Source organism: Lysobacter stagni, from assembly GCF_030053425.1.
Lineage (GTDB): Bacteria > Pseudomonadota > Gammaproteobacteria > Xanthomonadales > Xanthomonadaceae > Lysobacter_J > Lysobacter_J stagni.
Genome location: NZ_JASGBI010000001.1, coordinates 1,927,359 through 1,946,561, shown reverse-complemented (window position 1 = coordinate 1,946,561; position 19,203 = coordinate 1,927,359). Strand labels below are relative to the sequence as shown.

Genomic DNA, 19,203 nt, shown 5'->3' with positions numbered 1-19,203 from the left:
CTTCACGCCGGTCTGCACCGGCGCCGCATTCCGCTCCCCGCGGGCAGTGCACCGTTCGTCGCACACCGAACGCTTCGACCCGACAAAGCAAAAGCCCCGGCGATGCCGGGGCTTCTGTTTGGATCCGGGACACGACGGCGGGCCGTCGCGCCTGATCGCGGAATTACTCAGCCGCTTCCGGACGGTCGACCAGCTCGACGTAGGCCATCGGTGCGTTATCGCCAGCGCGGAAACCGCACTTAAGGATGCGCACGTAACCACCCGGACGGGCCTGGTAACGCGGACCGAGCGTCGTGAACAGCGTGCCCACGGCTTCCTTGTCGCGCAGGCGCGAGAAAGCGAGGCGGCGGTTGGCAACGCCGTCGACCTTGGCGAGCGTGATGAGCGGCTCGGCAACGCGACGCAGCTCCTTCGCCTTCGGCAGCGTGGTACGGATGAGGCCGTGCTTGATCAGCGAGGCCGCCATGTTGGTGAACATGGCATCGCGATGGGCACTGGTACGGCTGAACTTACGGCCGGCTTTCTGGTGGCGCATGACTTGGATTCCTGATGAATGTTGAAACGTTGGACTTCGTTGTCGCCATCCAGGCGCTGAAACAATGGACTGCGGATGGTCCGAACCGGCGTTCCGTTGCCGGCATGCCGCGGGGCTTGACCCCGTCGGCGGAAATGCCGCGCTTCAATTCAGAAGCGCGGCACCTGAAGCGTTGCAACTGCCGTCCGTGGCGGTACGAGGTCGGCTCCGGAGAGCCCGGCCCGGGCCTCCTGCCCGGGCGTTCGCATCGGCGTGCGGCAGTGCCGCGCAAGCGCCGATGCTTACCCCATCATGCCGTGGGAGGCGATGCCTGCCGGCGGCCAGTTCTCGAGCTTCATGCCAAGGGAGAGACCGCGCTGGGCGAGCACTTCCTTGATTTCCGTGAGCGACTTCTTGCCGAGGTTCGGCGTCTTGAGCAGTTCGACTTCGGTCTTCTGGATCAGATCGCCGACGTAGTAGATGCTCTCGGCCTTGAGGCAGTTGGCCGAACGAACCGTCAGTTCGAGATCGTCGATCGGGCGCAGCAGGATCGGGTCGATGCCGCTGGTGGCCGGCTTCGACGCACCGCGGTCGCGGTGGGTGAAGTCGCCGAACACCGACAGCTGGTCGGTCAGGATGTCGGCCGCGGTGCGGACGGCTTCCTCGGCGTCGATCGTGCCGTTGGTCTCGATGTCCAGGACCAGCTTGTCCAGGTCGGTGCGCTGCTCCACGCGGGCCGCTTCCACGGCATACGCGACGCGGCGGACCGGCGAGAAGCTGGCGTCCAGCATCAGGCGACCGATGGCGCGGGTCTCTTCATCCGGACGACGACGCGCGGCGGCCGGCTGATAGCCGAAGCCACGCTCGATCTTCAGACGCATGTTGAGCGCGGTGTCCTTGGTCAGGTGCGCGATCACATGGTCCGTGTTGAGGATCTCGACGTTGTGGTCGGTCTTGATATCACCGGCCGTTACAATGCCGGGGCCCTGCTTGGCCAGCGACAGCGTCGCCGACTCGCCGGTGTGCATGCGGATGGCGACGTCCTTGAGGTTCAGGAGAACCTCGAGGACATCCTCCTGCAGGCCTTCGACCGTGGTGTACTCGTGCAGCACGCCATCGATCTCGACTTCCGTGATTGCGAAGCCCGGGATCGACGACAGCAGCACGCGGCGCAGCGCATTGCCGAGCGTATGGCCATAGCCACGCTCCAGCGGCTCGATGACGACCTTGGCACGGTTGCCCGTAAGGCGCTCGATCTGGGGGCCGCGCGGGCGCAGCACCTGGTTTGCGGTAACCGTCATGTGTTGGCGTCTCCTGGGATTACTTCGAGTACAGCTCGACGATCAGCGCTTCGTTGATGTCGGCCGGCAGGTCGGCACGATCCGGAACAGCCTTGAACACGCCAGCGAACTTCTTGCTGTCAACCTCGACCCACGACGGCGAGAGGTCCATCTGCTGCGACACGGTCAGGGATTCCTGCACGCGAAGCTGCTTCTGGGCGCGCTCGCCCAGGGCGATCGCGTCGCCGGCCTTGACCTGGTACGACGGAAGGTTGACGGACTTGCCGTTGACCGTGACGCCGCGGTGCGAGACCAGCTGGCGGGCGGCCGGACGGGTCACCGCAAAACCCATGCGGTAGACGACGTTGTCCAGACGGGTCTCGAGGAGCTGCAGCAGGTTCTCACCCGTGTTGCCCTTCTTGTTCGAGGCCTTCTTGTAGTAGTTGCGGAACTGACGCTCCAGCAGACCGTAGATACGCTTGACCTTCTGCTTCTCGCGCAGCTGGGTGGCGTAGTCCGACAGCTTGCCCTTGCGGGCGGTCGGGCCATGCTGACCGGGCTTCTGCTCGAGCTTGCACTTGGAGTCGAGGGCGCGAGCCGAGGACTTCAGGCCAAGGTCGGCGCCTTCGCGACGAGCGAGCTTACAGGTGGGACCAATATAACGAGCCATGTTCTTTCAGCTCCTCAGACGCGGCGCTTCTTCGGCGGACGGCACCCGTTATGGGGGATCGGCGTCACGTCGATGATGTTGATGATCTTGTAACCGACGTTGTTCAGCGAACGAACGGCGGACTCACGACCCGGACCCGGGCCCTTGATGCGGACTTCCAGCGACTTCACGCCGTAATCCAGCGCAGCACGGCCGGCCTTTTCGGCGGCGACCTGCGCGGCGAACGGGGTCGACTTGCGCGAGCCGCGGAAACCCGCGCCGCCCGAGGTCGCCCACGACAGCGCATTGCCCTGGCGGTCGGTGATCGTGACGATGGTGTTGTTGAAAGAAGCGTGGACGTGGGCGATGCCGTCGGTGACGACTCGCTTGATCTTCTTCTTGGTCTTGGCAGCAGCCGGCTTAGCCATGGTCTAAGTCCTTACTTCTTGATGGCCTTGCGCGGACCCTTGCGGGTACGTGCATTGGTCCGGGTACGCTGGCCACGCAGCGGGAGACCGCGACGATGACGCAGGCCGCGGTAGCAGCCCAGGTCCATCAGACGCTTGATGGCAATGCCGATCTCGCGGCGCAGGTCACCCTCGACCACGTACTTGCCGACTTCGGCGCGCAGGCGCTCGACTTCGGGCTCGGACAGGTCACGGATCTTGGTGGTCGAAGTGACGCCAGCGGCATCACAGACCTTCTTCGAACGGGTACGGCCGATGCCGTAAATGCTTTGCAACCCAACCCAGACGTGCTTCTGGGCAGGCAGATTGACGCCCGCAATACGCGCCATAACGCGATCTCCAACTGATTTGGCGGCCAGGACGGATTAATCCCGGCGGAGTGAACTGGAAATTATATCTAGGTCTCGGGTTAATAGGAAGCCCTGCCGCCTCCGGGAGGACGCGGCAGTGCCCGGCATGGGGAGTGTGCCCATGCTCCGGCGACGAATCCGGACTGGTCGGACAACGCGGCGAACCGCCCTGCCCGACCCCGCGCGCTACTCTGGCGCGCGGAATGGTCCGGGTTCACCCGCGCGCGAGACCGCCGCGCGAGCCGCCCTTCAAGTTCGCCTTCTTCAGCAGGCTCTCGTACTGATGGGACATCAGATGAGCCTGGATCTGGGCGATGAAATCCATGATCACCACGACCACGATCAGCAGCGAGGTGCCGCCGAAGTAGAACGAGGTGCCCAGCTCGGTGCGCATGACCTCCGGGAGGAGGCACACCAGGACCAGGTAGACCGCGCCGGCCGCCGTCAGGCGAGTCAGCACGCCGTCGATATAGTCGGCGGTGGCCTTGCCCGGGCGAATACCCGGAATCAGCGCACCCGACTTCTTCAGGTTGTCGGCGGTTTCCTGCGAATTGAACACCAGAGCGGTGTAGAAGAACGCAAAACCGATGATCAGACCCGCGTACAGGATCATGTGGAGCGGCTCGCCCGGGTTCAGCCACTGGCTGACGCGGTGGAGGAACGACCCCGTGTTGCCCTGGCTGAACCAGTTCGCTGCCGTCGCCGGGAACATCACGATGCTCGAGGCGAAGATGGCCGGGATCACGCCCGCCATGTTGAGCTTCAGCGGCAGGAACGACGACTGGTTCATGAACCCGCTGCGGCCGCCCTGCTTTCGGGCGTAGTTCACCGTGATCCGGCGCTGCCCTCGCTCGACGAAGACCACCAGGTACGTGAAGCCAAGGACGATGGCCACGACGGCAATCGCCTTCAGCGCGTTCATGTCGCCGTTGCGGATCTGCTCGAACATCCCCAGCACCGCTGCCGGCAGGCCGGCGACGATACCCGCGAAGATGATCAGCGAGACGCCGTTGCCGATGCCGCGCTCCGTCACCTGCTCGCCCAGCCACATCAGGAACATGGTGCCCGCCGTCAGGGCGATCACCGCGGTCAGGATGAAGCCCGGGCCCGGGTTGTACACCACCTGGATGCCCTGGCTGGCACCGCCGGCCTGGAGGGCCGTGGCGATACCCCAGGCCTGGAACACGGCCAGCGGGATGGCACCCATGCGGGACCACTGGTTGATCTTGCGCCGGCCCGACTCGCCTTCCTTCTGGATGGCCTTCAGGCTGGGCACGATCTGCACCAGCAACTGCACGATGATCGACGCCGAGATGTACGGCATCACGTTCAGCGCGAACAGGCTGAAGCGATGAAGTGCGCCACCGGAGAACATGTTGAACATGTCCACGATGGTGCCCTTCTGGGTCTCCATCAGCCGCAGCATCGCCTCAGGATTGACGCCCGGCACCGGGATGTAGCAGCCGATGCGATAGACGATCAGGGCACCGACGACGAACAGCAGGCGCTGGCGGAGCTCGGTGAACTTTCCGAGTCCGCCGCCGAGGCCGGCAACTGCGTTGCTACCGCTGCGCGCCATCCGTCGATTACTCCTCGACCTTGCCGCCGGCTGCGATGATCGCGGCCTTGGCACCGGCCGTGGCGGCCACGCCCTTCAGCACGAACTTCTTGGTCACTTCGCCCTTGACGACGACCTTGGCCTGCTTCGCGGTGCTCGGCACCAGCTTGGCAGCCTTCAGGGCCGCGAAGTCGACATCACCGGCCGGCAGCTTGTCCAGCTGGTACAGCAGCACTTCGGCGGTGTCCCTGGCGAGCTTGGAACGGAAGCCGATCTTCGGCAGACGACGCTGCATCGGCATCTGACCGCCTTCGAAGCCGGCCTTGATCTTGCCCTTGCCCGAACGGGCGAACGAACCCTTGTGACCGCGACCAGCGGTCTTGCCCAGGCCCGAACCAATGCCGCGACCGACGCGGGTGCGCTCGGTGCGGGCGCCCTCGGCGGGCTGCAGAGTGTTGAGACGCATGATGATTACTCCTCGACTCGGACGAGGTAGTGCAACTGATTGATCAGGCCACGCACCTGCGGGCTGTCCTTCAGTTCACGCACGTCATTGAGCTTGTTCAGGCCCAGCGCACGCACCGACAGACGGTGACGCGACTGGGTGCCACGCAGACCCTTGACCAGGCGCACCTTCACGGTGCCGGCAGCCGCAGCTTCCTTCTTAGCCATTGATCAGGTCCTCCACCTTCTTGCCACGCTTGGCCGCGATCTTGGTCGGCGAGTGCATGTCGGCCAGGCCCTTCAGGGTGGCGCGGACCAGGTTGATGGGATTGCGCGAACCGACGGCCTTCGCCAGCACGTTCTTCACGCCCACCGCTTCCAGGACGGCGCGCATCGCGCCACCGGCGATGACGCCGGTACCTTCGGAAGCCGGCTGCATGAACACGCGGGCGGCGCCGTGGCCCGACTTGACGGCGTGCCACAGGGTGCCGTTGTTCAGGTCGACGTTCGACATCGACTTGCGGGCGTACTCCATCGACTTCTGGATCGCGACCGGCACTTCGCGCGCCTTGCCGTAACCGAAGCCGACCTTGCCGTTGCCGTCGCCCACCACCGTCAGCGCGGTGAAGGTGAACTGGCGACCGCCCTTGACGGTCTTGCTGACGCGGTTGACCGCGATCAGCTTCTCGATCATGCCGTCGTCGACCTCTTCGCGGTTACGGTCGCGATCACGACCCCGCGGTGCACGTTGTTCTTCTGCCATTTCGATTGCTCGGTAGTTGTGGGATTTGCGGCTTCGCCGCTTATCGTTGTGATGTGAATCGGATGGATCATGGCCACGGGAACCCGTGGCGATGCCCGGCGCAACAACCCGCGCCGGCGGGGAGAAACCCGGGCATGGGGACGAGTCCCCATGCCTTCAAGGCATCAGAACTGCAGACCACCCTCGCGGGCAGCATCGGCCAGAGCCTTGATGCGACCGTGATAGCGGTAGCCCGAACGGTCGAAAGCGACCTTTTCGACGCCGGCGGCCTTCGCCTTCTCGGCGATGGAGCGACCAACCTTGGCGGCGGCTTCGGCGTTCTTGCCGTTCTTCAGACCATCCTTGACGTCGGCCTGCACGGTCGAGGCGGCAGCCAGGACCTTGGAGCCGTCGGCAGTGAAGACCTGGGCGTACAGATGCTGACCGGTGCGCAGCACCGTCAGGCGCGGCACGCCGAGTTCGCGGATGTGCGCGCGGGTGGACTTGGCGCGACGCAGGCGGGCGGTGTTCTTGTTCATGTACTTGTCTCCGAAAGCTGAAGAGCCGATTAGGCCTTCTTGGCTTCCTTGCGGATGATGACTTCGCCAGCGTACTTCACGCCCTTGCCCTTGTAGGGTTCCGGCGGACGTACGCCACGGATCTTGGCGGCGAACTCACCGACCTGCTGCTTGTCGGCGCCGCTGACCACGATCTCGGTCTGGGTCGGGGTCGCGATGGTGATGCCAGCCGGAGCCTGCAGCAGCACGGGGTGCGAGAAACCCAGCGCCAGGTTCAGGTCCTTGCCCTGCATCGAGGCGCGGTAACCGACGCCGACCAGCTCGAGCTTGCGCTCGAAGCCTTCGGAGACGCCCTTGACCATGTTGGCCAGGATCGCGCGCAGCGTACCGGTCAGCGGGATCAGCTCGACGTTGTCGGTCGAGAACGTGGCGTGGCCGTTGTCGACGGCGAGGTTCACGCCCGCCGGCTTGGCGATCGACAGCGTGCCCTTCGGGCCCTTGGCGCTGATCGATTCGGCCTGGATATTGATTTCGACGCCCTTCGGGAGGGCAACCGGCTTCTTGGCAACTCGGGACATGTCTATTCCTCCCTTAGGCCACGAAGCACAGGACCTCACCGCCGACGCCCTGCTGGCGTGCCTGCGCGTCGGTCATGATGCCCTTCGAGGTGGAGATGATGGCGACGCCGAGGCCACCCAGGACCTTCGGCAGCTCGGACTTTCCGCGGTACTGACGCAGACCCGAACGGGAGTAGCGCTCGAGGCGCTCGATCACCGGCTTGCCTTCGTAGTACTTCAGCGAGATTTCGAGTTCGGACTTGCCAGTCGCAACCTCGGTCACGCGGGAATCCAGGATGTAGCCCTCGTCCTTCAGAACCTTGGCGATGGCCACCTTGATCTTCGAAGACGGCATCTTCACCGTCTGCTTCCGAACAGCCGCCGCATTCTTGATGCGGACCAGCATGTCGGCGATGGGATCAGTCATGCTCATGTGTATTCACCTATGAGTAGCACCGATATCCGCGGGATTGCGAATTCAGTTGTAGTGCCGGGTCAGGAACCGGAAGTTCCCGTCGGCAGCCCCGCCGTGCCGGCCGAGGCCTGACGCGAGCGAGCCGGCAAGTCTAGCAGACTTGCCGGCCCACTGTGTTACCAGCTGGCCTTGCGCAGACCCGGGACGTCGCCGTTCATGGTCGCCTTGCGCAGCATGTTGCGGCCGAGGCCGAACTTGCGGTAGACACCACGCGGGCGGCCCGACAGCTCGCAGCGGTTGCGCTGGCGGCTCGGCGACGAGTCGCGCGGCAGCTTCTGCAGCTTGGTCGCGGCTTCCAGCTTCTCCTCGTACGAGGCGGTCAGGCTGGAGATGATCTTCTTCAGCGCGTCACGCTTGGCGCCGTGCTGCTTCGCCAGCTTCGCCCGCTTGATCTCGCGGTTGACCATGGAGGTCTTAGCCATTGTTCAATCCTCGAGTTAGTTGCGGAACGGGAAGCGGAAGGCTTCCAGCAGGGCCTTGGCTTCGGCGTCGGTCTTCGCGGTCGTGGTGATCGCGATGTCCATGCCGCGGATCGCGTCGACGGCGTCGAAGTCGATTTCCGGGAAGATGATCTGTTCCTTCACGCCCATGTTGTAGTTGCCGCGGCCGTCGAACGAACGACCCGACACGCCGCGGAAGTCACGCACGCGGGGCAGCGAGATGTTGATCAGGCGGTCCAGGAACTCGAACATCTGGGCACGACGCAGCGTGACCTTGCAGCCGATCGGCCAGCCGTCACGGATCTTGAACGAAGCCACCGACACGCGGGACTTGGTCACGATCGGCTTCTGGCCGGCGATCTTGGTCAGATCGGCGACAGCGTTTTCCAGGATCTTCTTGTTGGTCGCGGCTTCGCCGACGCCCATGTTGATCGTGATCTTGGACAGGCGCGGCACTTCCATCGGGTTCGTGTAACCGAACTTCTTGGTCAGGGCCGGGACGACTTCGTCCTTGTAGAACTTTTCAAGACGGGTGGTCATTTGAGCATTCCTCAGGCGTCAACCGCCTCACCGCTGGAGCGGAACACACGCAGTTTGCGTCCATCCTCCAGCACCTTGAAAGCAACGCGCTCACCCTTGCCAGTGGCCGGGTTGAACAGCATCACGTTGGAAATGTGGATCGGCGCCTCGCGCTCGACCACGCCGCCCGGCTGGCCAGCCTGGGGGTTCGGCTTGGTGTGGCGTTTGACGACGTTGATGTTCGACACGACGAGTTTCTCGCCGAGCACGCGCACCACTTCGCCCTTCTTGCCCTTGTCCTTGCCGGTGGTGACGATCACCTGATCGCCCTTGCGGATACGGTTCATATCAATTCCTCCGCTCAGAGCACTTCAGGAGCGAGCGAGACGATCTTCATGAACTTCTCGGTACGCAGCTCGCGGGTCACAGGCCCGAAGATGCGGGTACCGATCGGTTCCTGCTTGTTGTTCAGGAGCACGGCGGCGTTGCCGTCGAAGCGGATCAGCGAACCGTCCGGACGGCGCACACCCTTGCGGGTACGCACCACGACGGCGTCGTAGACGTCGCCCTTCTTGACCTTGCCACGCGGGATCGCGTCCTTGACGGTGACCTTGATGATGTCGCCGATGCCGGCGTAACGGCGCTTCGAGCCGCCCAGCACCTTAATGCACATCACTTCCTTGGCACCGGAGTTGTCGGCCACATCGAGGTAGCTCTGCATCTGGATCATGACTCAGCCTCCTCTTATTCGGCCGCGCGGCTGACGATCTCAACCACGCTCCAGTTCTTGGTCTTGGACATCGGCGCAATCTCCTTCACACGCACGACATCGCCTTCCTTGCAGGCGTTGTCGGCATCGTGGGCGTGGAGCTTGGTCGAGCGACGGATGTACTTGCCGTACAGCGCGTGCTTGACCTGGCGCTCGACGAGCACGGTGACGGTCTTGTCCATCTTGTTGCTGACGACCCGGCCTTCAACCGTGCGGACAGCCTTCTCTGTATTGTTGTCGGTCATGACAGGGTCCTTACTTCTTCTCGCCGAGCAGCATGTTCACGCGAGCAATCTCGCGGCGCACGCGGCGGGACTCATGGGTCTTGGCGAGTTGGCCAGTGGCCTTCTGCATGCGGAGAGCGAAGCTCTCCTTGTGCAGCTCGGCCAGGTGGGCCTTCAGTTCGTCGGCCGACTTCTCGCGCAGTTGCTTGAGTTCCATTAGCGCACCGTCCGGGTAACGAAAGTGGTGGTCACCGAGAGCTTGGCGGCGGCCAGGCGGAACGCTTCACGCGCCACGTCCTCTGCCACACCTTCGATCTCGTAAATCATGCGACCGGGCTGGATCTGGGCGACCCAGTACTCGACGTTGCCCTTACCGGAGCCCATTCGGACTTCGATCGGCTTCTTGGTGATCGGCTTGTCGGGGAACACGCGGATCCACATCTTGCCGCCGCGCTTGACGTAGCGGCTGATGGAACGACGCGCTGCCTCGATCTGGCGCGCGGTCAGCTGACCGTGCGCCGTCGCCTTAAGGCCGTACTCGCCGAAGCTGACGGCGTTGCCGTTCCAGCTCAGGCCCTCATTGCGGCCCTTGTGTACCTTGCGGTACTTGGTTCGCTTGGGTTGCAACATGGTCGATTACCTCTGTTCGCGGGCGCCACGGCCCGGACGGTCGCTGCGATCACCGCGGTCACCACGGTCACCGCGATCGCTACGCGGCGTGTCGTCCTGCTTTTCCTGGCCGACCTGGGAGAAGTCGAAGACCTCGCCCTTGTAGACCCACACCTTGATGCCGATGATGCCGTACGTCGTCTTGGCTTCAGCGAAGCCGTAATCGATGTCGGCACGCAGCGTGTGCAGCGGCACGCGACCTTCGCGGTACCACTCCGAACGCGCGATCTCGGCACCGTTCAGGCGACCGGCGACGTTGACCTTGATGCCCAGGGCACCCAGGCGCATCGCGTTGCCCACGGCGCGCTTCATCGCACGACGGAACATGATGCGGCGCTCGAGCTGCTGAGCGATGGACTCGGCGACCAGCTGCGCGTCGAGTTCCGGCTTGCGGACCTCGGTGACGTTGATGTGCGCCGGAACGCCCATCACGTCACTGACTTCCTTGCGCAGCTTCTCGATGTCCTCGCCGCGCTTGCCGATCACCACGCCCGGACGGGCGGTGTGGATCGTCACGCGGGCGTTATTCGCCGGACGCTCGATGAAGATCTTCGAGATGCCGGCCTGAGCCAGCTTCTTGCGCAGCAGGTCACGGACCTTCAGGTCCGCCGCCAGGAAATTGGCGTACTGCTTCTTGTTGGCAAACCACTTGGAATTCCAGTCCTTGGCAATGCCCAGGCGGATGCCGGTGGGATGAACTTTATGACCCATTGTCTGACTCCGCCTTACTTGCCCGCGCCCACAACCACAGTGATGTGGCTGGTGCGCTTGAGGATGCGGGTGCCGCGGCCCTTCGCACGCGCCATGAAGCGCTTCAGTGCGGGACCCTCGTCCACCATGATGGTCTTGACCTTGAGTTCGTCGATGTCAGCGCCCTGGTTGTTCTCGGCGTTGGCGATGGCGGACTCGACGACCTTGCGGATCATCTGGGCAGCCTTCTTGTCCGAGAACTTCAGCAGGTTGACGGCGCGCTCGGCCGACAGACCACGCACCTGGTCAGCGACCAGGCGGGCCTTCTGCGGGGAGATGCGCGCGGTGCGCAGGATGGCTTTCGCTTCCATGGTCATCTCCTTACTTGCCCGACTTCTTGTCGCCGCCGTGACCCTTGAACGTACGGGTCAGGGCGAACTCGCCAAGCTTGTGGCCAACCATGTTCTCGTTGACCAGCACCGGGATGTGGTTCTTGCCGTTATGCACGGCGATGGTGAAACCCACCATCTCCGGCAGGATCATCGAGCGACGCGACCAGGTCTTGATCGGCTTCTTGTTGCTGCCCGCGGTCTCCACCTTCTTCATCAGGTGGTGGTCGACGAACGGGCCTTTCTTCAGTGAACGTGCCATGGCCGATTAGCTCCTGCGATCGCGCACGATGAACTGCTGGGTGCGCTTGTTCTTGCGGGTCTTGTAACCCTTGGTCGGAACACCCCACGGGGTGACCGGATGCGGGTTGCCCTGGCCAGCCTTGGCCTCACCACCGCCGTGCGGATGGTCGACCGGGTTCATGGCCGCACCGCGAACGGTCGGGCGGACACCGCGCCAACGCTTGGCGCCGGCCTTGCCCAGCTTCTCGAGGTTGTGCTCGTCGTTGCCGACTTCGCCGATGGTGGCGCGGCACTCGGCCGGAACCTTGCGCATCTCACCCGAGCGCAGACGCAGCGTGGCGTAGCCCTGCTCGCGCGCGATCAGCTGGACGCCGGCGCCAGCGGCGCGGGCCAGCTGGGCGCCCTTGCCCGGCTTCATCTCGATGCAATGCACGGTGGAGCCGACCGGGATGTTGGTCAGCGGCAGCGTGTTGCCGACCTTGATCGGGGCGTCGCGGCCCGCGATCACCTGGTCGCCGTCCTTCAGGCCCTTGGGGGCGATGATGTAACGGCGCTCACCGTCGACGTAGCACAGCAGCGCGATGTGGGCGGTGCGGTTCGGGTCGTACTCGATGCGCTCGACACGCGCCGGAATGCCTTCCTTGTCGCGCTTGAAGTCGATGATGCGGTAGTGCTGCTTGTGACCACCACCGATGTGACGGGTGGTGATGCGGCCGTGGTGGTTACGACCGCCGGTCTTGCCCTGCTTCTCGACGAGCGCCGCGTGCGGCGCGCCCTTGTGCAGGCCCGGGGTCACCACGCGAACCGCGCTGCGGCGGCCGGCGGAGGTGGGCTTGAAAGTCATCAATGCCATGGGTCTTTCCTCAGGCCTTGGCCATCACGTCGATCGACTGGCCTTCGGCCAGCGTCACGTACGCCTTGCGCCAGTCGCCGCGGCTGCCAGCGCGGAAACGGAAGGACTTGTTCTTGCCCTTGACGTTCACGACGTTGACGGCCTCGACCTTGACTTCGAACAGCTTTTCCACGGCGACCTTGATGTCGGCCTTGGTAGCGTCCGTCGCGACTTCGAAGACGTATTGGTTGGAAACTTCCTGCAGACGAGCGGTCTTCTCGGACACGCGCGGCGCACGGATGATGTTGTAGAGCTTGGCGTCGTTCATGCCAGCCACTCCTCGATCTTCTTGACCGCGTCGGCGGTGACCACGACCGAGTCGGCGCCCACGAGGGAAACCGGATCCAGGCCCTGGACGTCACGCACTTCGACGTACGGCAGGTTGCGCGCCGAGAGGTACAGGTTCTCGGAGGCGTCTTCGGTGACGATCAGCGGACGCTTGCCGACTTCCAGGCCCTTCAGCTTGGCGATCAGGCCCTGGGTCTTCGGAGCTTCGATGTCGAAGGACTCCACGACCGTGATGCGGCCCTGACGGTTCAGCTCGGACAGGATCGCGGCCATCGCGGCGCGATACATCTTGCGGTTGACCTTCTGCGCGAAGCTGCGCGGCTTGGCCGCGAAGGTCACGCCGCCGCCGACGAAGATCGGAGCCGTCAGCGCGCCGTGACGCGCACCGCCGCCCTTCTGCTTCTTCGACTTCTTGGTCGTGCCGTTGACTTCCGAACGGGTCTTCTGTGCCTTGGTGCCGGCGCGACCGGCGTTGCGATAGGCAACGACCACCTGGTGGACCAGGTCTTCGCTGAATTCGCGGCCGAAGATCGCGTCGGAAACCGACAGCGTCTTGCTGCTATTCGTAATGGTGAGTTCCATCATCAAACTCCCTTGCTCGACGGACGCACGATCACGTCGCCACCCGGCGCACCCGGCACCGCACCCTTGATGGCGATCAGGCCGCGCTCGGCGTCGACCTTCACCACTTCCAGGCGCTGCGTGGTCTGGGTATCGGCACCCATGTGGCCGGACATCTTCTTGCCCGGGAACACACGGCCCGGCGTCTGGCGCTGGCCGATGGAGCCCGGCGAACGGTGCGACAGCGAGTTACCGTGCGTCGCATCGCCCATCGTGAAGTTCCAGCGCTTGATCGTGCCCTGGAAGCCCTTGCCCTTCGTGACGCCCTGGACGTCGACCAGCTGGCCGGCGGCGAAGATGTCGGCCTTGATTTCGCCGCCCACTTCGAACCCACCGATCTGGTCGGCTTCCACGCGCAGCTCCCACAGGCCACGACCGGCTTCAACCTTCGCCTTGGCGAGGTGACCGGCTTCCGGCTTGTTGACGAGCGCGGCGCGGCGCACGCCCACGGTCACCTGCACGGCGCTGTAGCCGTCGGATTCCGGGGTCTTGATCTGGGTGATGCGGTTCGGGGTCGCCTCGATCAGGGTCACCGGAACCGACTTGCCGTCTTCAGTGAAGAAGCGGCTCATGCCGGCCTTGCGACCGACGATGCCCAACGAATACTTCTTCGCGGTCATGGTGGTGGCCTCAGGTCAGCTTGATCTGGACATCAACGCCCGCCGCGAGCTCGAGCTTCATCAGCGCGTCCACGGTCTTGTCGTTGGGGTCGACGATGTCAAGCACGCGCTTGTGCGTGCGGGTCTCGTACTGGTCACGCGCATCCTTGTCGGCATGCGGGGAGACGAGGATGGTGTAACGCTCGATCTTGGTCGGCAGCGGGATCGGGCCCTTGACCTGGGCACCGGTACGCTTCGCCGTCTCGACGATCTCGCTGGCCGAGCGGTCGATCAGACGATGATCGTACGCTTTGAGCCGGATTCGGATCTTTTGGTCCGCCATGACGGAATTCCTTGGTTAAAAGAGCGACGGGCCGGCCTCTGGGTGTGCCGAACCCCGGAAATACGCGAATACCCCGAAGCTGCACCCTCGCTTCGGAGCTTCCTTGCCTCGAAAAACAAGGCAGGCCGGTTACCCGGCCCGCCCAGACGGAGTAGAACGCACGAAGAGCCCCGTTTAGCGTTCCTTGGAAGCCCGAAGGCCCGGAACGTACGGAGCGCGCCGTGCGACATGTCCCTGTCTGGCGAATACGAGGCGCATCCTGCACCTCATTTCGCTGGTTGCGGCTTCTCACGAGGAGCGCCGCAGTGGTCGAGCATTCTAACCGGATATCCACAGCTCACGCAAGCGCATGGCCATAGGGTTAGGACGCGACCTTGTTCAGCTTCCGGACCCCGCCCTTTCGGGAGGGGTCCGATTGACCCGGGCGTCTGGACGCCCGCGCCGATTCCTTACTTGATGATCTTGGCCACCACGCCGGCGCCGACGGTACGACCGCCTTCGCGGATCGCGAAACGCAGGCCTTCGTCCATCGCCACCGGGTTGATCAGCGACACCACCATCTTGATGTTGTCGCCCGGCATCACCATCTCGACGCCTTCCGGCAGCGTCACCGCGCCGGTGATGTCGGTCGTGCGGAAGTAGAACTGCGGGCGGTAACCCTTGAAGAACGGCGTGTGACGGCCACCCTCGTCCTTCGACAGCACGTACACCTCGGCCTCGAACTCCGTGTGCGGGTTGATCGAACCCGGCTTGCACAGCACCTGGCCGCGCTCCACGTCGTCACGCTTCGTGCCGCGCAGCAGCAGACCGGCGTTGTCGCCCGCCTGACCCTGGTCCAGCAGCTTGCGGAACATTTCGACGCCGGTCACCGTCGTCTTCTGCGTCGGGCGGATACCGACGATTTCGATTTCGTCGCCGACCTTGATGATGCCGCGCTCGATACGACCGGTCACCACGGTGCCGCGGCCCGAGATCGAGAACACGTCTTCCACCGGCATCAGGAACGGCTTGTCGACGTCACGCTGCGGCTCCGGAATGAACGTGTCCAGCGCTTCCACCAGCTTCAGGATCGCCGGCACGCCGATCTCCGACTGGTCGCCTTCCAGCGCCAGACGCGCCGAACCCTTGATGATCGGGGTGTCGTCGCCCGGGAACTCGTACTTCGACAGAAGCTCACGCACTTCCATCTCCACCAGCTCCAGCAGCTCGGCGTCGTCCACCATGTCGGCCTTGTTCAGGAACACGACGATGTACGGCACGCCCACCTGGCGCGACAGCAGGATGTGCTCACGCGTCTGCGGCATCGGGCCGTCCGCGGCCGAGCACACCAGGATCGCGCCGTCCATCTGCGCCGCACCCGTGATCATGTTCTTCACGTAGTCGGCGTGGCCCGGGCAGTCCACGTGTGCGTAGTGGCGGTTCGGGCTTTCGTACTCGACGTGCGCCGTCGAGATCGTGATGCCGCGCGCCTTCTCTTCCGGCGCTGCGTCGATCGCGTCGTACGCCTTGAACTCGCCGCCGAAACGCTCCGCGCCCACCTTCGTCAGTGCCGCCGTCAGCGTCGTCTTGCCGTGGTCGACGTGACCGATCGTGCCCACGTTCACGTGCGGCTTGGTGCGCTCAAACTTACCCTTGGCCATGGTTATCTCTCTTTAAAAGGAATTGCTTGTTGATCTTGCTGCGAGGGCCGGCGTGGCCGGCACTCGCGGGTGGTCAGTCTCAGGACTTCTTCATCACGGCGTCGGCGATGTTCGTCGGCGCTTCGGCGTAATGATCGAATTCCATCGTGAAGGTGGCGCGACCCTGCGACATCGAGCGCAGCGTCGTCGCGTAGCCGAACATTTCGCCCAGCGGCACCATCGCGTTGATCACCTTGCCCGACGGGCTGTCGTCCTGGCCGGACAGCAGACCGCGACGACGGCTCACGTCGCCCATGACGTCGCCGACATAGTCTTCCGGCGTCACGATTTCGACCTTCATCATCGGCTCGAGCAGGACCGGATCCGCCTTGCGGAAACCTTCCTTGAACGCCATCGACGCGGCGAGCTTGAACGCCATTTCCGACGAGTCGACGTCGTGGTACGAGCCGAACACCAGCTTGACCTTGACGTTCACGACCGGGAAGCCAGCCAGCGGACCGCTGGTGATGGTTTCGCGCAGGCCCTTCTCGACGGCCGGGATGAATTCCTTCGGAATCACGCCGCCGGTGATGTCGTTGATGAACAGGAAATCGTTCTCGACATCCTCGTTGGCGCGATCGGCTTCGTTCATCGGCGACAGCTCGATCACGACGTGACCGTACTGACCCTTACCACCCGACTGCTTGGCGTGCTTGTAGTCCGACTTCACGTCCGACTTGCGGATCGTTTCGCGGTAGGCCACCTGCGGCTTGCCGACGTTGGCTTCCACGTTGAACTCGCGACGCATGCGGTCGACGATGATGTCCAGGTGCAGCTCGCCCATGCCGGCGATGATGGTCTGGCCCGATTCCTCGTCGGTACGCACGCGGAAGGAGGGATCTTCCTGCGCGAGACGCGACAGGGCCATGCCCATCTTTTCCTGGTCCGACTTGGTCTTCGGCTCGACCGCCATCGAGATGACGGGCTCCGGGAAGGTCATGCGCTCCAGGGTGATGACGTGGTCGGCGGCGCACAGCGTGTCGCCGGTGGTCACGTCCTTCAGGCCCACGGCGGCGGCGATGTCGCCCGCGCGCACTTCCTTGATTTCGTCACGCTGGTTGGCATGCATCTGCAGGATGCGGCCGATGCGCTCCTTCTTCGACTTGACCGGGTTGAACACCTGGTCGCCGGAGTTGAGCACGCCCGAGTAGACGCGGAAGAACGTCAGCGCACCGACGAACGGGTCGGTCATGATCTTGAACGCCAGCGCCGAGAACGGCTCGGAGTCGGACGCCTTGCGGCTGTCTTCCTTGTCGTTCTCGTCGATGCCCTGCACCGGCGGACGGTCGGCCGGCGACGGCAGCAGGTTGATGACGCCGTCGAGCATGGCCTGCACGCCCTTGTTCTTGAACGCCGAACCGCAGAACACCGGCACGATCTCGACCTTCAGCGTGCGCGTGCGCAGGCCTTCGATGATCTCGGCTTCGGTCAGCTCGCCTTCGGAGAGGTACTTCTCCATCAGCTCTTCCGACGCTTCGGCAGCGGCTTCGATCATGAAGCTGCGCGCGGCCTCGGCCTTCGCCTGGAGGTCGGCCGGAATGTCGCGGTACTCGAACTTGGTGCCCTGCGAGGCGACATCCCAATGGATGGCCTTCATCTTGAGCAGGTCGACCACGCCCTCGAAGCCGTCTTCAGCGCCGATCGGCACCTGCATCGGCACGGCGTAGGCGCCAAGGCGCGACTTCAGCTGTTCGACGACCTTGTCGAAGTTGGCACCGGTGCGGTCCATCTTGTTGACGAACGCCATACGCGGCACCGAGTACTTGTTGGCCTGACGCCACACGGTCTCGGACTGCGGCTGCACGCCGCCCACGGCGCACAGCACGAACACCGCGCCGTCGAGCACGCGCAGCGAACGCTCGACTTCGATGGTGAAGTCGACGTGGCCTGGGGTGTCGATGATGTTGAAGCGGTGCTCCGGCAGGGACTTGTCCATGCCCTTCCAGAACGCAGTGGTGGCAGCGGACGTGATCGTGATGCCGCGCTCCTGCTCCTGCTCCATCCAGTCCATCGTCGCGGCACCTTCGTGCACTTCGCCGATCTTGTGGCTGACGCCGGTGTAGAACAGGATGCGTTCGGACGTGGTGGTCTTGCCGGCATCGATGTGGGCCATGATGCCGAAGTTGCGGTAACGCTCGATGGGAGTGGTGCGAGCCACGGGACCCTCTCGTAAGTTTTCAAATTCCAGATGGCCAGATGCCGCCTCGGTGGGCGGCGTCCGGTTCGCATGGCGGCTGTCTCGCCGCCACGGCAGCTCAGCGGGCTGCCGGGGCCGACGACCCCGTATATGGGGTCGTCTCGCTCAGATCACCAGCGGTAGTGGGCGAACGCCTTGTTCGCTTCCGCCATGCGATGGGTTTCTTCGCGCTTCTTGATCGCGCCACCGCGGTTTTCCGAGGCATCGATCAGTTCGGCCGCGAGCTTGCGGGGCATCGAGTTCTCGCCGCGCTTGCGGGCCGACTCGATCAGCCAGCGCATCGCCAGCGCCATGCGGCGGGAAGCGCGCACTTCGACCGGAACCTGGTAAGTGGCGCCGCCGACGCGACGCGACTTCACTTCGACCGCCGGAGAGACGTTGCCCAGAGCCTTCTCGACCAGCTCGAGGGCATTCGGGTTCTTCTCGCCGATGACGTCCATCGCGCCGTAGACGATCTTCTCGGCGACCGACTTCTTGCCGCTCTGCATGACCATATTGATGAAGCGTGCGATCGTTTCGCTGCCGTGCTTGGGGTCGGGCAGGACCGAACGCTGGGGAGTGGAGCCTTTACGCGACATGGTGCGTACCTATTCTCGTGATTCTTTGTACGGAGACCGAAGGAACGGCCGACCGGATTAGGACTTCGGACGCTTGGCGCCGTACTTGGAGCGACCCTGGCGACGCTTGGCGACGCCGGCGGCGTCGAGCGAACCGCGCACGGTGTGGTAACGCACACCCGGCAGGTCCTTCACGCGACCGCCGCGGATCAGCACCACCGAGTGCTCCTGCAGGTTGTGGCCTTCGCCGCCGATGTACGAGATGACCTCGTAACCGTTGGTCAGACGCACCTTGGCCACCTTGCGAAGCGCCGAGTTCGGCTTCTTCGGGGTGGTGGTGTACACACGGGTGCAAACGCCACGACGCTGCGGGCAGTTCGCCAGCGCCGGCGAGGCGCTCTTGTAGGTTTCAGGGCTACGCGGCTTGCGTACCAGCTGATTGATCGTCGCCATCTGGAACTCTTTGAAGAAGGCCGTGAGGCCTTGCGTGGAAAAAACGAAAGGCACGCCGGGACGAAACCCGGCATACC

General features: G+C 64.1%; 31 protein-coding genes. All 31 read right to left on the bottom strand.

Going from position 1 to position 19,203, the window contains the following annotated elements; genetic code table 11:
* Nucleotides 1-163: 163 nt before the first annotated feature.
* The 31 genes from rplQ to rpsL all read right to left on the bottom strand — a co-directional run bounded on the left by rplQ (nt 164) and on the right by rpsL (nt 19,126).
* On the bottom strand, nt 164-535 hold the full coding sequence (gene rplQ, locus QLQ15_RS08980) for a 50S ribosomal protein L17 (RefSeq protein ID WP_283212453.1): 372 nt from the start codon (nt 533-535) through the stop codon (nt 164-166).
* 281 nt (nt 536-816) lie between these two features.
* Nucleotides 817-1,815, bottom strand: a complete 999-nt coding sequence (locus QLQ15_RS08975) for a DNA-directed RNA polymerase subunit alpha (RefSeq protein WP_283212452.1) — start codon at nt 1,813-1,815, stop codon at nt 817-819.
* A 19-nt stretch (nt 1,816-1,834) separates the two neighbouring features.
* A complete protein-coding gene (gene rpsD, locus QLQ15_RS08970) occupies nt 1,835-2,464 on the bottom strand; it encodes a 30S ribosomal protein S4 (protein WP_283212451.1) in 630 nt (209 codons plus the stop codon).
* A gap of 14 nt (nt 2,465-2,478) precedes the next feature.
* Nucleotides 2,479-2,871: a 30S ribosomal protein S11 gene (gene rpsK / locus QLQ15_RS08965; RefSeq protein ID WP_158982354.1), complete on the bottom strand. Its 393-nt coding sequence runs from the start codon at nt 2,869-2,871 to the stop codon at nt 2,479-2,481.
* Nucleotides 2,872-2,882: 11 nt separating this feature from the next.
* Complete coding sequence (gene rpsM / locus QLQ15_RS08960) at nt 2,883-3,239, bottom strand: 30S ribosomal protein S13 (protein WP_283212450.1); 357 nt, start codon at nt 3,237-3,239, stop codon at nt 2,883-2,885.
* A 235-nt stretch (nt 3,240-3,474) separates the two neighbouring features.
* Nucleotides 3,475-4,839 carry a preprotein translocase subunit SecY gene (gene secY, locus QLQ15_RS08955; protein ID WP_283212449.1) on the bottom strand — a complete coding sequence of 455 codons (1,365 nt, stop codon included), beginning with the start codon at nt 4,837-4,839 and terminating at the stop codon, nt 3,475-3,477.
* A gap of 7 nt (nt 4,840-4,846) precedes the next feature.
* On the bottom strand, nt 4,847-5,290 hold the full coding sequence (rplO, locus tag QLQ15_RS08950) for a 50S ribosomal protein L15 (protein WP_283213979.1): 444 nt from the start codon (nt 5,288-5,290) through the stop codon (nt 4,847-4,849).
* Nucleotides 5,290-5,490, bottom strand: a complete 201-nt coding sequence (rpmD, locus tag QLQ15_RS08945) for a 50S ribosomal protein L30 (protein ID WP_283212448.1) — start codon at nt 5,488-5,490, stop codon at nt 5,290-5,292. Before rpmD ends, rplO begins: the two co-directional genes overlap by 1 nt.
* On the bottom strand, nt 5,483-6,025 hold the full coding sequence (gene rpsE, locus QLQ15_RS08940) for a 30S ribosomal protein S5 (protein WP_283212447.1): 543 nt from the start codon (nt 6,023-6,025) through the stop codon (nt 5,483-5,485). The genes rpmD and rpsE overlap by 8 nt, the downstream gene beginning before the upstream one ends.
* Before the next feature lie 164 nt (nt 6,026-6,189).
* Nucleotides 6,190-6,543, bottom strand: coding sequence for a 50S ribosomal protein L18 (gene rplR, locus QLQ15_RS08935; protein WP_283212446.1), 354 nt, complete (start codon nt 6,541-6,543; stop codon nt 6,190-6,192).
* Between the two features lie 29 nt (nt 6,544-6,572).
* On the bottom strand, nt 6,573-7,100 hold the full coding sequence (gene rplF, locus QLQ15_RS08930; protein ID WP_283212445.1) for a 50S ribosomal protein L6: 528 nt from the start codon (nt 7,098-7,100) through the stop codon (nt 6,573-6,575).
* Nucleotides 7,101-7,113: 13 nt separating this feature from the next.
* On the bottom strand, nt 7,114-7,512 hold the full coding sequence (rpsH, locus tag QLQ15_RS08925) for a 30S ribosomal protein S8 (protein WP_283212444.1): 399 nt from the start codon (nt 7,510-7,512) through the stop codon (nt 7,114-7,116).
* 158 nt (nt 7,513-7,670) lie between these two features.
* The gene (gene rpsN / locus QLQ15_RS08920) at nt 7,671-7,976 is read right to left on the bottom strand and encodes a 30S ribosomal protein S14 (RefSeq protein ID WP_283212443.1); all 306 of its coding nucleotides are present in this window, start codon (nt 7,974-7,976) and stop codon (nt 7,671-7,673) included.
* A gap of 15 nt (nt 7,977-7,991) precedes the next feature.
* Nucleotides 7,992-8,534 carry a 50S ribosomal protein L5 gene (gene rplE, locus QLQ15_RS08915; protein ID WP_283212442.1) on the bottom strand — a complete coding sequence of 181 codons (543 nt, stop codon included), beginning with the start codon at nt 8,532-8,534 and terminating at the stop codon, nt 7,992-7,994.
* A gap of 11 nt (nt 8,535-8,545) precedes the next feature.
* Nucleotides 8,546-8,860 (bottom strand): 50S ribosomal protein L24, encoded by a 315-nt coding sequence (gene rplX, locus QLQ15_RS08910; RefSeq protein ID WP_283212441.1) that lies wholly within the window; start codon nt 8,858-8,860, stop codon nt 8,546-8,548.
* Nucleotides 8,861-8,874: 14 nt separating this feature from the next.
* Nucleotides 8,875-9,243 (bottom strand): 50S ribosomal protein L14, encoded by a 369-nt coding sequence (rplN, locus tag QLQ15_RS08905; RefSeq protein WP_056136003.1) that lies wholly within the window; start codon nt 9,241-9,243, stop codon nt 8,875-8,877.
* A 14-nt stretch (nt 9,244-9,257) separates the two neighbouring features.
* Nucleotides 9,258-9,527, bottom strand: a complete 270-nt coding sequence (gene rpsQ / locus QLQ15_RS08900) for a 30S ribosomal protein S17 (protein ID WP_115843866.1) — start codon at nt 9,525-9,527, stop codon at nt 9,258-9,260.
* A gap of 10 nt (nt 9,528-9,537) precedes the next feature.
* Complete coding sequence (rpmC, locus tag QLQ15_RS08895; protein WP_115843868.1) at nt 9,538-9,723, bottom strand: 50S ribosomal protein L29; 186 nt, start codon at nt 9,721-9,723, stop codon at nt 9,538-9,540.
* Nucleotides 9,723-10,136 (bottom strand): 50S ribosomal protein L16, encoded by a 414-nt coding sequence (gene rplP, locus QLQ15_RS08890; protein WP_055902334.1) that lies wholly within the window; start codon nt 10,134-10,136, stop codon nt 9,723-9,725. The genes rpmC and rplP overlap by 1 nt, the downstream gene beginning before the upstream one ends.
* 6 nt (nt 10,137-10,142) lie before the next feature.
* On the bottom strand, nt 10,143-10,886 hold the full coding sequence (rpsC, locus tag QLQ15_RS08885; RefSeq protein ID WP_283212440.1) for a 30S ribosomal protein S3: 744 nt from the start codon (nt 10,884-10,886) through the stop codon (nt 10,143-10,145).
* A 14-nt stretch (nt 10,887-10,900) separates the two neighbouring features.
* Nucleotides 10,901-11,236 carry a 50S ribosomal protein L22 gene (rplV, locus tag QLQ15_RS08880; RefSeq protein WP_158982368.1) on the bottom strand — a complete coding sequence of 112 codons (336 nt, stop codon included), beginning with the start codon at nt 11,234-11,236 and terminating at the stop codon, nt 10,901-10,903.
* 10 nt (nt 11,237-11,246) lie between these two features.
* Nucleotides 11,247-11,516, bottom strand: coding sequence for a 30S ribosomal protein S19 (gene rpsS / locus QLQ15_RS08875; protein ID WP_283212439.1), 270 nt, complete (start codon nt 11,514-11,516; stop codon nt 11,247-11,249).
* 6 nt (nt 11,517-11,522) lie between these two features.
* On the bottom strand, nt 11,523-12,350 hold the full coding sequence (rplB, locus tag QLQ15_RS08870) for a 50S ribosomal protein L2 (RefSeq protein WP_283212438.1): 828 nt from the start codon (nt 12,348-12,350) through the stop codon (nt 11,523-11,525).
* Between the two features lie 10 nt (nt 12,351-12,360).
* Nucleotides 12,361-12,657, bottom strand: coding sequence for a 50S ribosomal protein L23 (gene rplW / locus QLQ15_RS08865; protein ID WP_283212437.1), 297 nt, complete (start codon nt 12,655-12,657; stop codon nt 12,361-12,363).
* On the bottom strand, nt 12,654-13,259 hold the full coding sequence (rplD, locus tag QLQ15_RS08860) for a 50S ribosomal protein L4 (RefSeq protein WP_283212436.1): 606 nt from the start codon (nt 13,257-13,259) through the stop codon (nt 12,654-12,656). Before rplD ends, rplW begins: the two co-directional genes overlap by 4 nt.
* A 2-nt stretch (nt 13,260-13,261) precedes the next feature.
* Complete coding sequence (gene rplC / locus QLQ15_RS08855) at nt 13,262-13,918, bottom strand: 50S ribosomal protein L3 (RefSeq protein ID WP_283212435.1); 657 nt, start codon at nt 13,916-13,918, stop codon at nt 13,262-13,264.
* A gap of 10 nt (nt 13,919-13,928) precedes the next feature.
* A complete protein-coding gene (gene rpsJ / locus QLQ15_RS08850) occupies nt 13,929-14,240 on the bottom strand; it encodes a 30S ribosomal protein S10 (protein ID WP_036137876.1) in 312 nt (103 codons plus the stop codon).
* Between the two features lie 449 nt (nt 14,241-14,689).
* On the bottom strand, nt 14,690-15,880 hold the full coding sequence (gene tuf, locus QLQ15_RS08845) for an elongation factor Tu (RefSeq protein WP_283212426.1): 1,191 nt from the start codon (nt 15,878-15,880) through the stop codon (nt 14,690-14,692).
* A 79-nt stretch (nt 15,881-15,959) separates the two neighbouring features.
* Nucleotides 15,960-18,077, bottom strand: coding sequence for an elongation factor G (fusA, locus tag QLQ15_RS08840; RefSeq protein WP_283212434.1), 2,118 nt, complete (start codon nt 18,075-18,077; stop codon nt 15,960-15,962).
* 149 nt (nt 18,078-18,226) lie between these two features.
* Nucleotides 18,227-18,694 (bottom strand): 30S ribosomal protein S7, encoded by a 468-nt coding sequence (rpsG, locus tag QLQ15_RS08835; protein ID WP_283212433.1) that lies wholly within the window; start codon nt 18,692-18,694, stop codon nt 18,227-18,229.
* Nucleotides 18,695-18,751: 57 nt separating this feature from the next.
* Nucleotides 18,752-19,126 carry a 30S ribosomal protein S12 gene (gene rpsL, locus QLQ15_RS08830; RefSeq protein WP_158982377.1) on the bottom strand — a complete coding sequence of 125 codons (375 nt, stop codon included), beginning with the start codon at nt 19,124-19,126 and terminating at the stop codon, nt 18,752-18,754.
* Nucleotides 19,127-19,203 lie beyond the last annotated feature (77 nt).

Coding starts and splice junctions, on each gene's coding strand:
- rplQ (WP_283212453.1), bottom strand. CDS start 535: ATGCGCCACCAGAAAGCCGGCCGTAAGTTCAGCCGTACCAGTGCCCAT.
- QLQ15_RS08975 (WP_283212452.1), bottom strand. CDS start 1,815: ATGACGGTTACCGCAAACCAGGTGCTGCGCCCGCGCGGCCCCCAGATC.
- rpsD (WP_283212451.1), bottom strand. CDS start 2,464: ATGGCTCGTTATATTGGTCCCACCTGTAAGCTCGCTCGTCGCGAAGGC.
- rpsK (WP_158982354.1), bottom strand. CDS start 2,871: ATGGCTAAGCCGGCTGCTGCCAAGACCAAGAAGAAGATCAAGCGAGTC.
- rpsM (WP_283212450.1), bottom strand. CDS start 3,239: ATGGCGCGTATTGCGGGCGTCAATCTGCCTGCCCAGAAGCACGTCTGG.
- secY (WP_283212449.1), bottom strand. CDS start 4,839: ATGGCGCGCAGCGGTAGCAACGCAGTTGCCGGCCTCGGCGGCGGACTC.
- rpmD (WP_283212448.1), bottom strand. CDS start 5,490: ATGGCTAAGAAGGAAGCTGCGGCTGCCGGCACCGTGAAGGTGCGCCTG.
- rpsE (WP_283212447.1), bottom strand. CDS start 6,025: ATGGCAGAAGAACAACGTGCACCGCGGGGTCGTGATCGCGACCGTAAC.
- rplR (WP_283212446.1), bottom strand. CDS start 6,543: ATGAACAAGAACACCGCCCGCCTGCGTCGCGCCAAGTCCACCCGCGCG.
- rplF (WP_283212445.1), bottom strand. CDS start 7,100: ATGTCCCGAGTTGCCAAGAAGCCGGTTGCCCTCCCGAAGGGCGTCGAA.
- rpsH (WP_283212444.1), bottom strand. CDS start 7,512: ATGAGCATGACTGATCCCATCGCCGACATGCTGGTCCGCATCAAGAAT.
- rpsN (WP_283212443.1), bottom strand. CDS start 7,976: ATGGCTAAGACCTCCATGGTCAACCGCGAGATCAAGCGGGCGAAGCTG.
- rplE (WP_283212442.1), bottom strand. CDS start 8,534: ATGACCACCCGTCTTGAAAAGTTCTACAAGGACGAAGTCGTCCCGGCC.
- rplX (WP_283212441.1), bottom strand. CDS start 8,860: ATGAACCGTATCCGCAAGGGCGATCAGGTGATCGTCACCACCGGCAAG.
- rplN (WP_056136003.1), bottom strand. CDS start 9,243: ATGATCCAGATGCAGAGCTACCTCGATGTGGCCGACAACTCCGGTGCC.
- rpsQ (WP_115843866.1), bottom strand. CDS start 9,527: ATGACCGACAACAATACAGAGAAGGCTGTCCGCACGGTTGAAGGCCGG.
- rpmC (WP_115843868.1), bottom strand. CDS start 9,723: ATGGAACTCAAGCAACTGCGCGAGAAGTCGGCCGACGAACTGAAGGCC.
- rplP (WP_055902334.1), bottom strand. CDS start 10,136: ATGTTGCAACCCAAGCGAACCAAGTACCGCAAGGTACACAAGGGCCGC.
- rpsC (WP_283212440.1), bottom strand. CDS start 10,886: ATGGGTCATAAAGTTCATCCCACCGGCATCCGCCTGGGCATTGCCAAG.
- rplV (WP_158982368.1), bottom strand. CDS start 11,236: ATGGAAGCGAAAGCCATCCTGCGCACCGCGCGCATCTCCCCGCAGAAG.
- rpsS (WP_283212439.1), bottom strand. CDS start 11,516: ATGGCACGTTCACTGAAGAAAGGCCCGTTCGTCGACCACCACCTGATG.
- rplB (WP_283212438.1), bottom strand. CDS start 12,350: ATGGCATTGATGACTTTCAAGCCCACCTCCGCCGGCCGCCGCAGCGCG.
- rplW (WP_283212437.1), bottom strand. CDS start 12,657: ATGAACGACGCCAAGCTCTACAACATCATCCGTGCGCCGCGCGTGTCC.
- rplD (WP_283212436.1), bottom strand. CDS start 13,259: ATGGAACTCACCATTACGAATAGCAGCAAGACGCTGTCGGTTTCCGAC.
- rplC (WP_283212435.1), bottom strand. CDS start 13,918: ATGACCGCGAAGAAGTATTCGTTGGGCATCGTCGGTCGCAAGGCCGGC.
- rpsJ (WP_036137876.1), bottom strand. CDS start 14,240: ATGGCGGACCAAAAGATCCGAATCCGGCTCAAAGCGTACGATCATCGT.
- tuf (WP_283212426.1), bottom strand. CDS start 15,880: ATGGCCAAGGGTAAGTTTGAGCGCACCAAGCCGCACGTGAACGTGGGC.
- rpsG (WP_283212433.1), bottom strand. CDS start 18,694: ATGTCGCGTAAAGGCTCCACTCCCCAGCGTTCGGTCCTGCCCGACCCC.
- rpsL (WP_158982377.1), bottom strand. CDS start 19,126: ATGGCGACGATCAATCAGCTGGTACGCAAGCCGCGTAGCCCTGAAACC.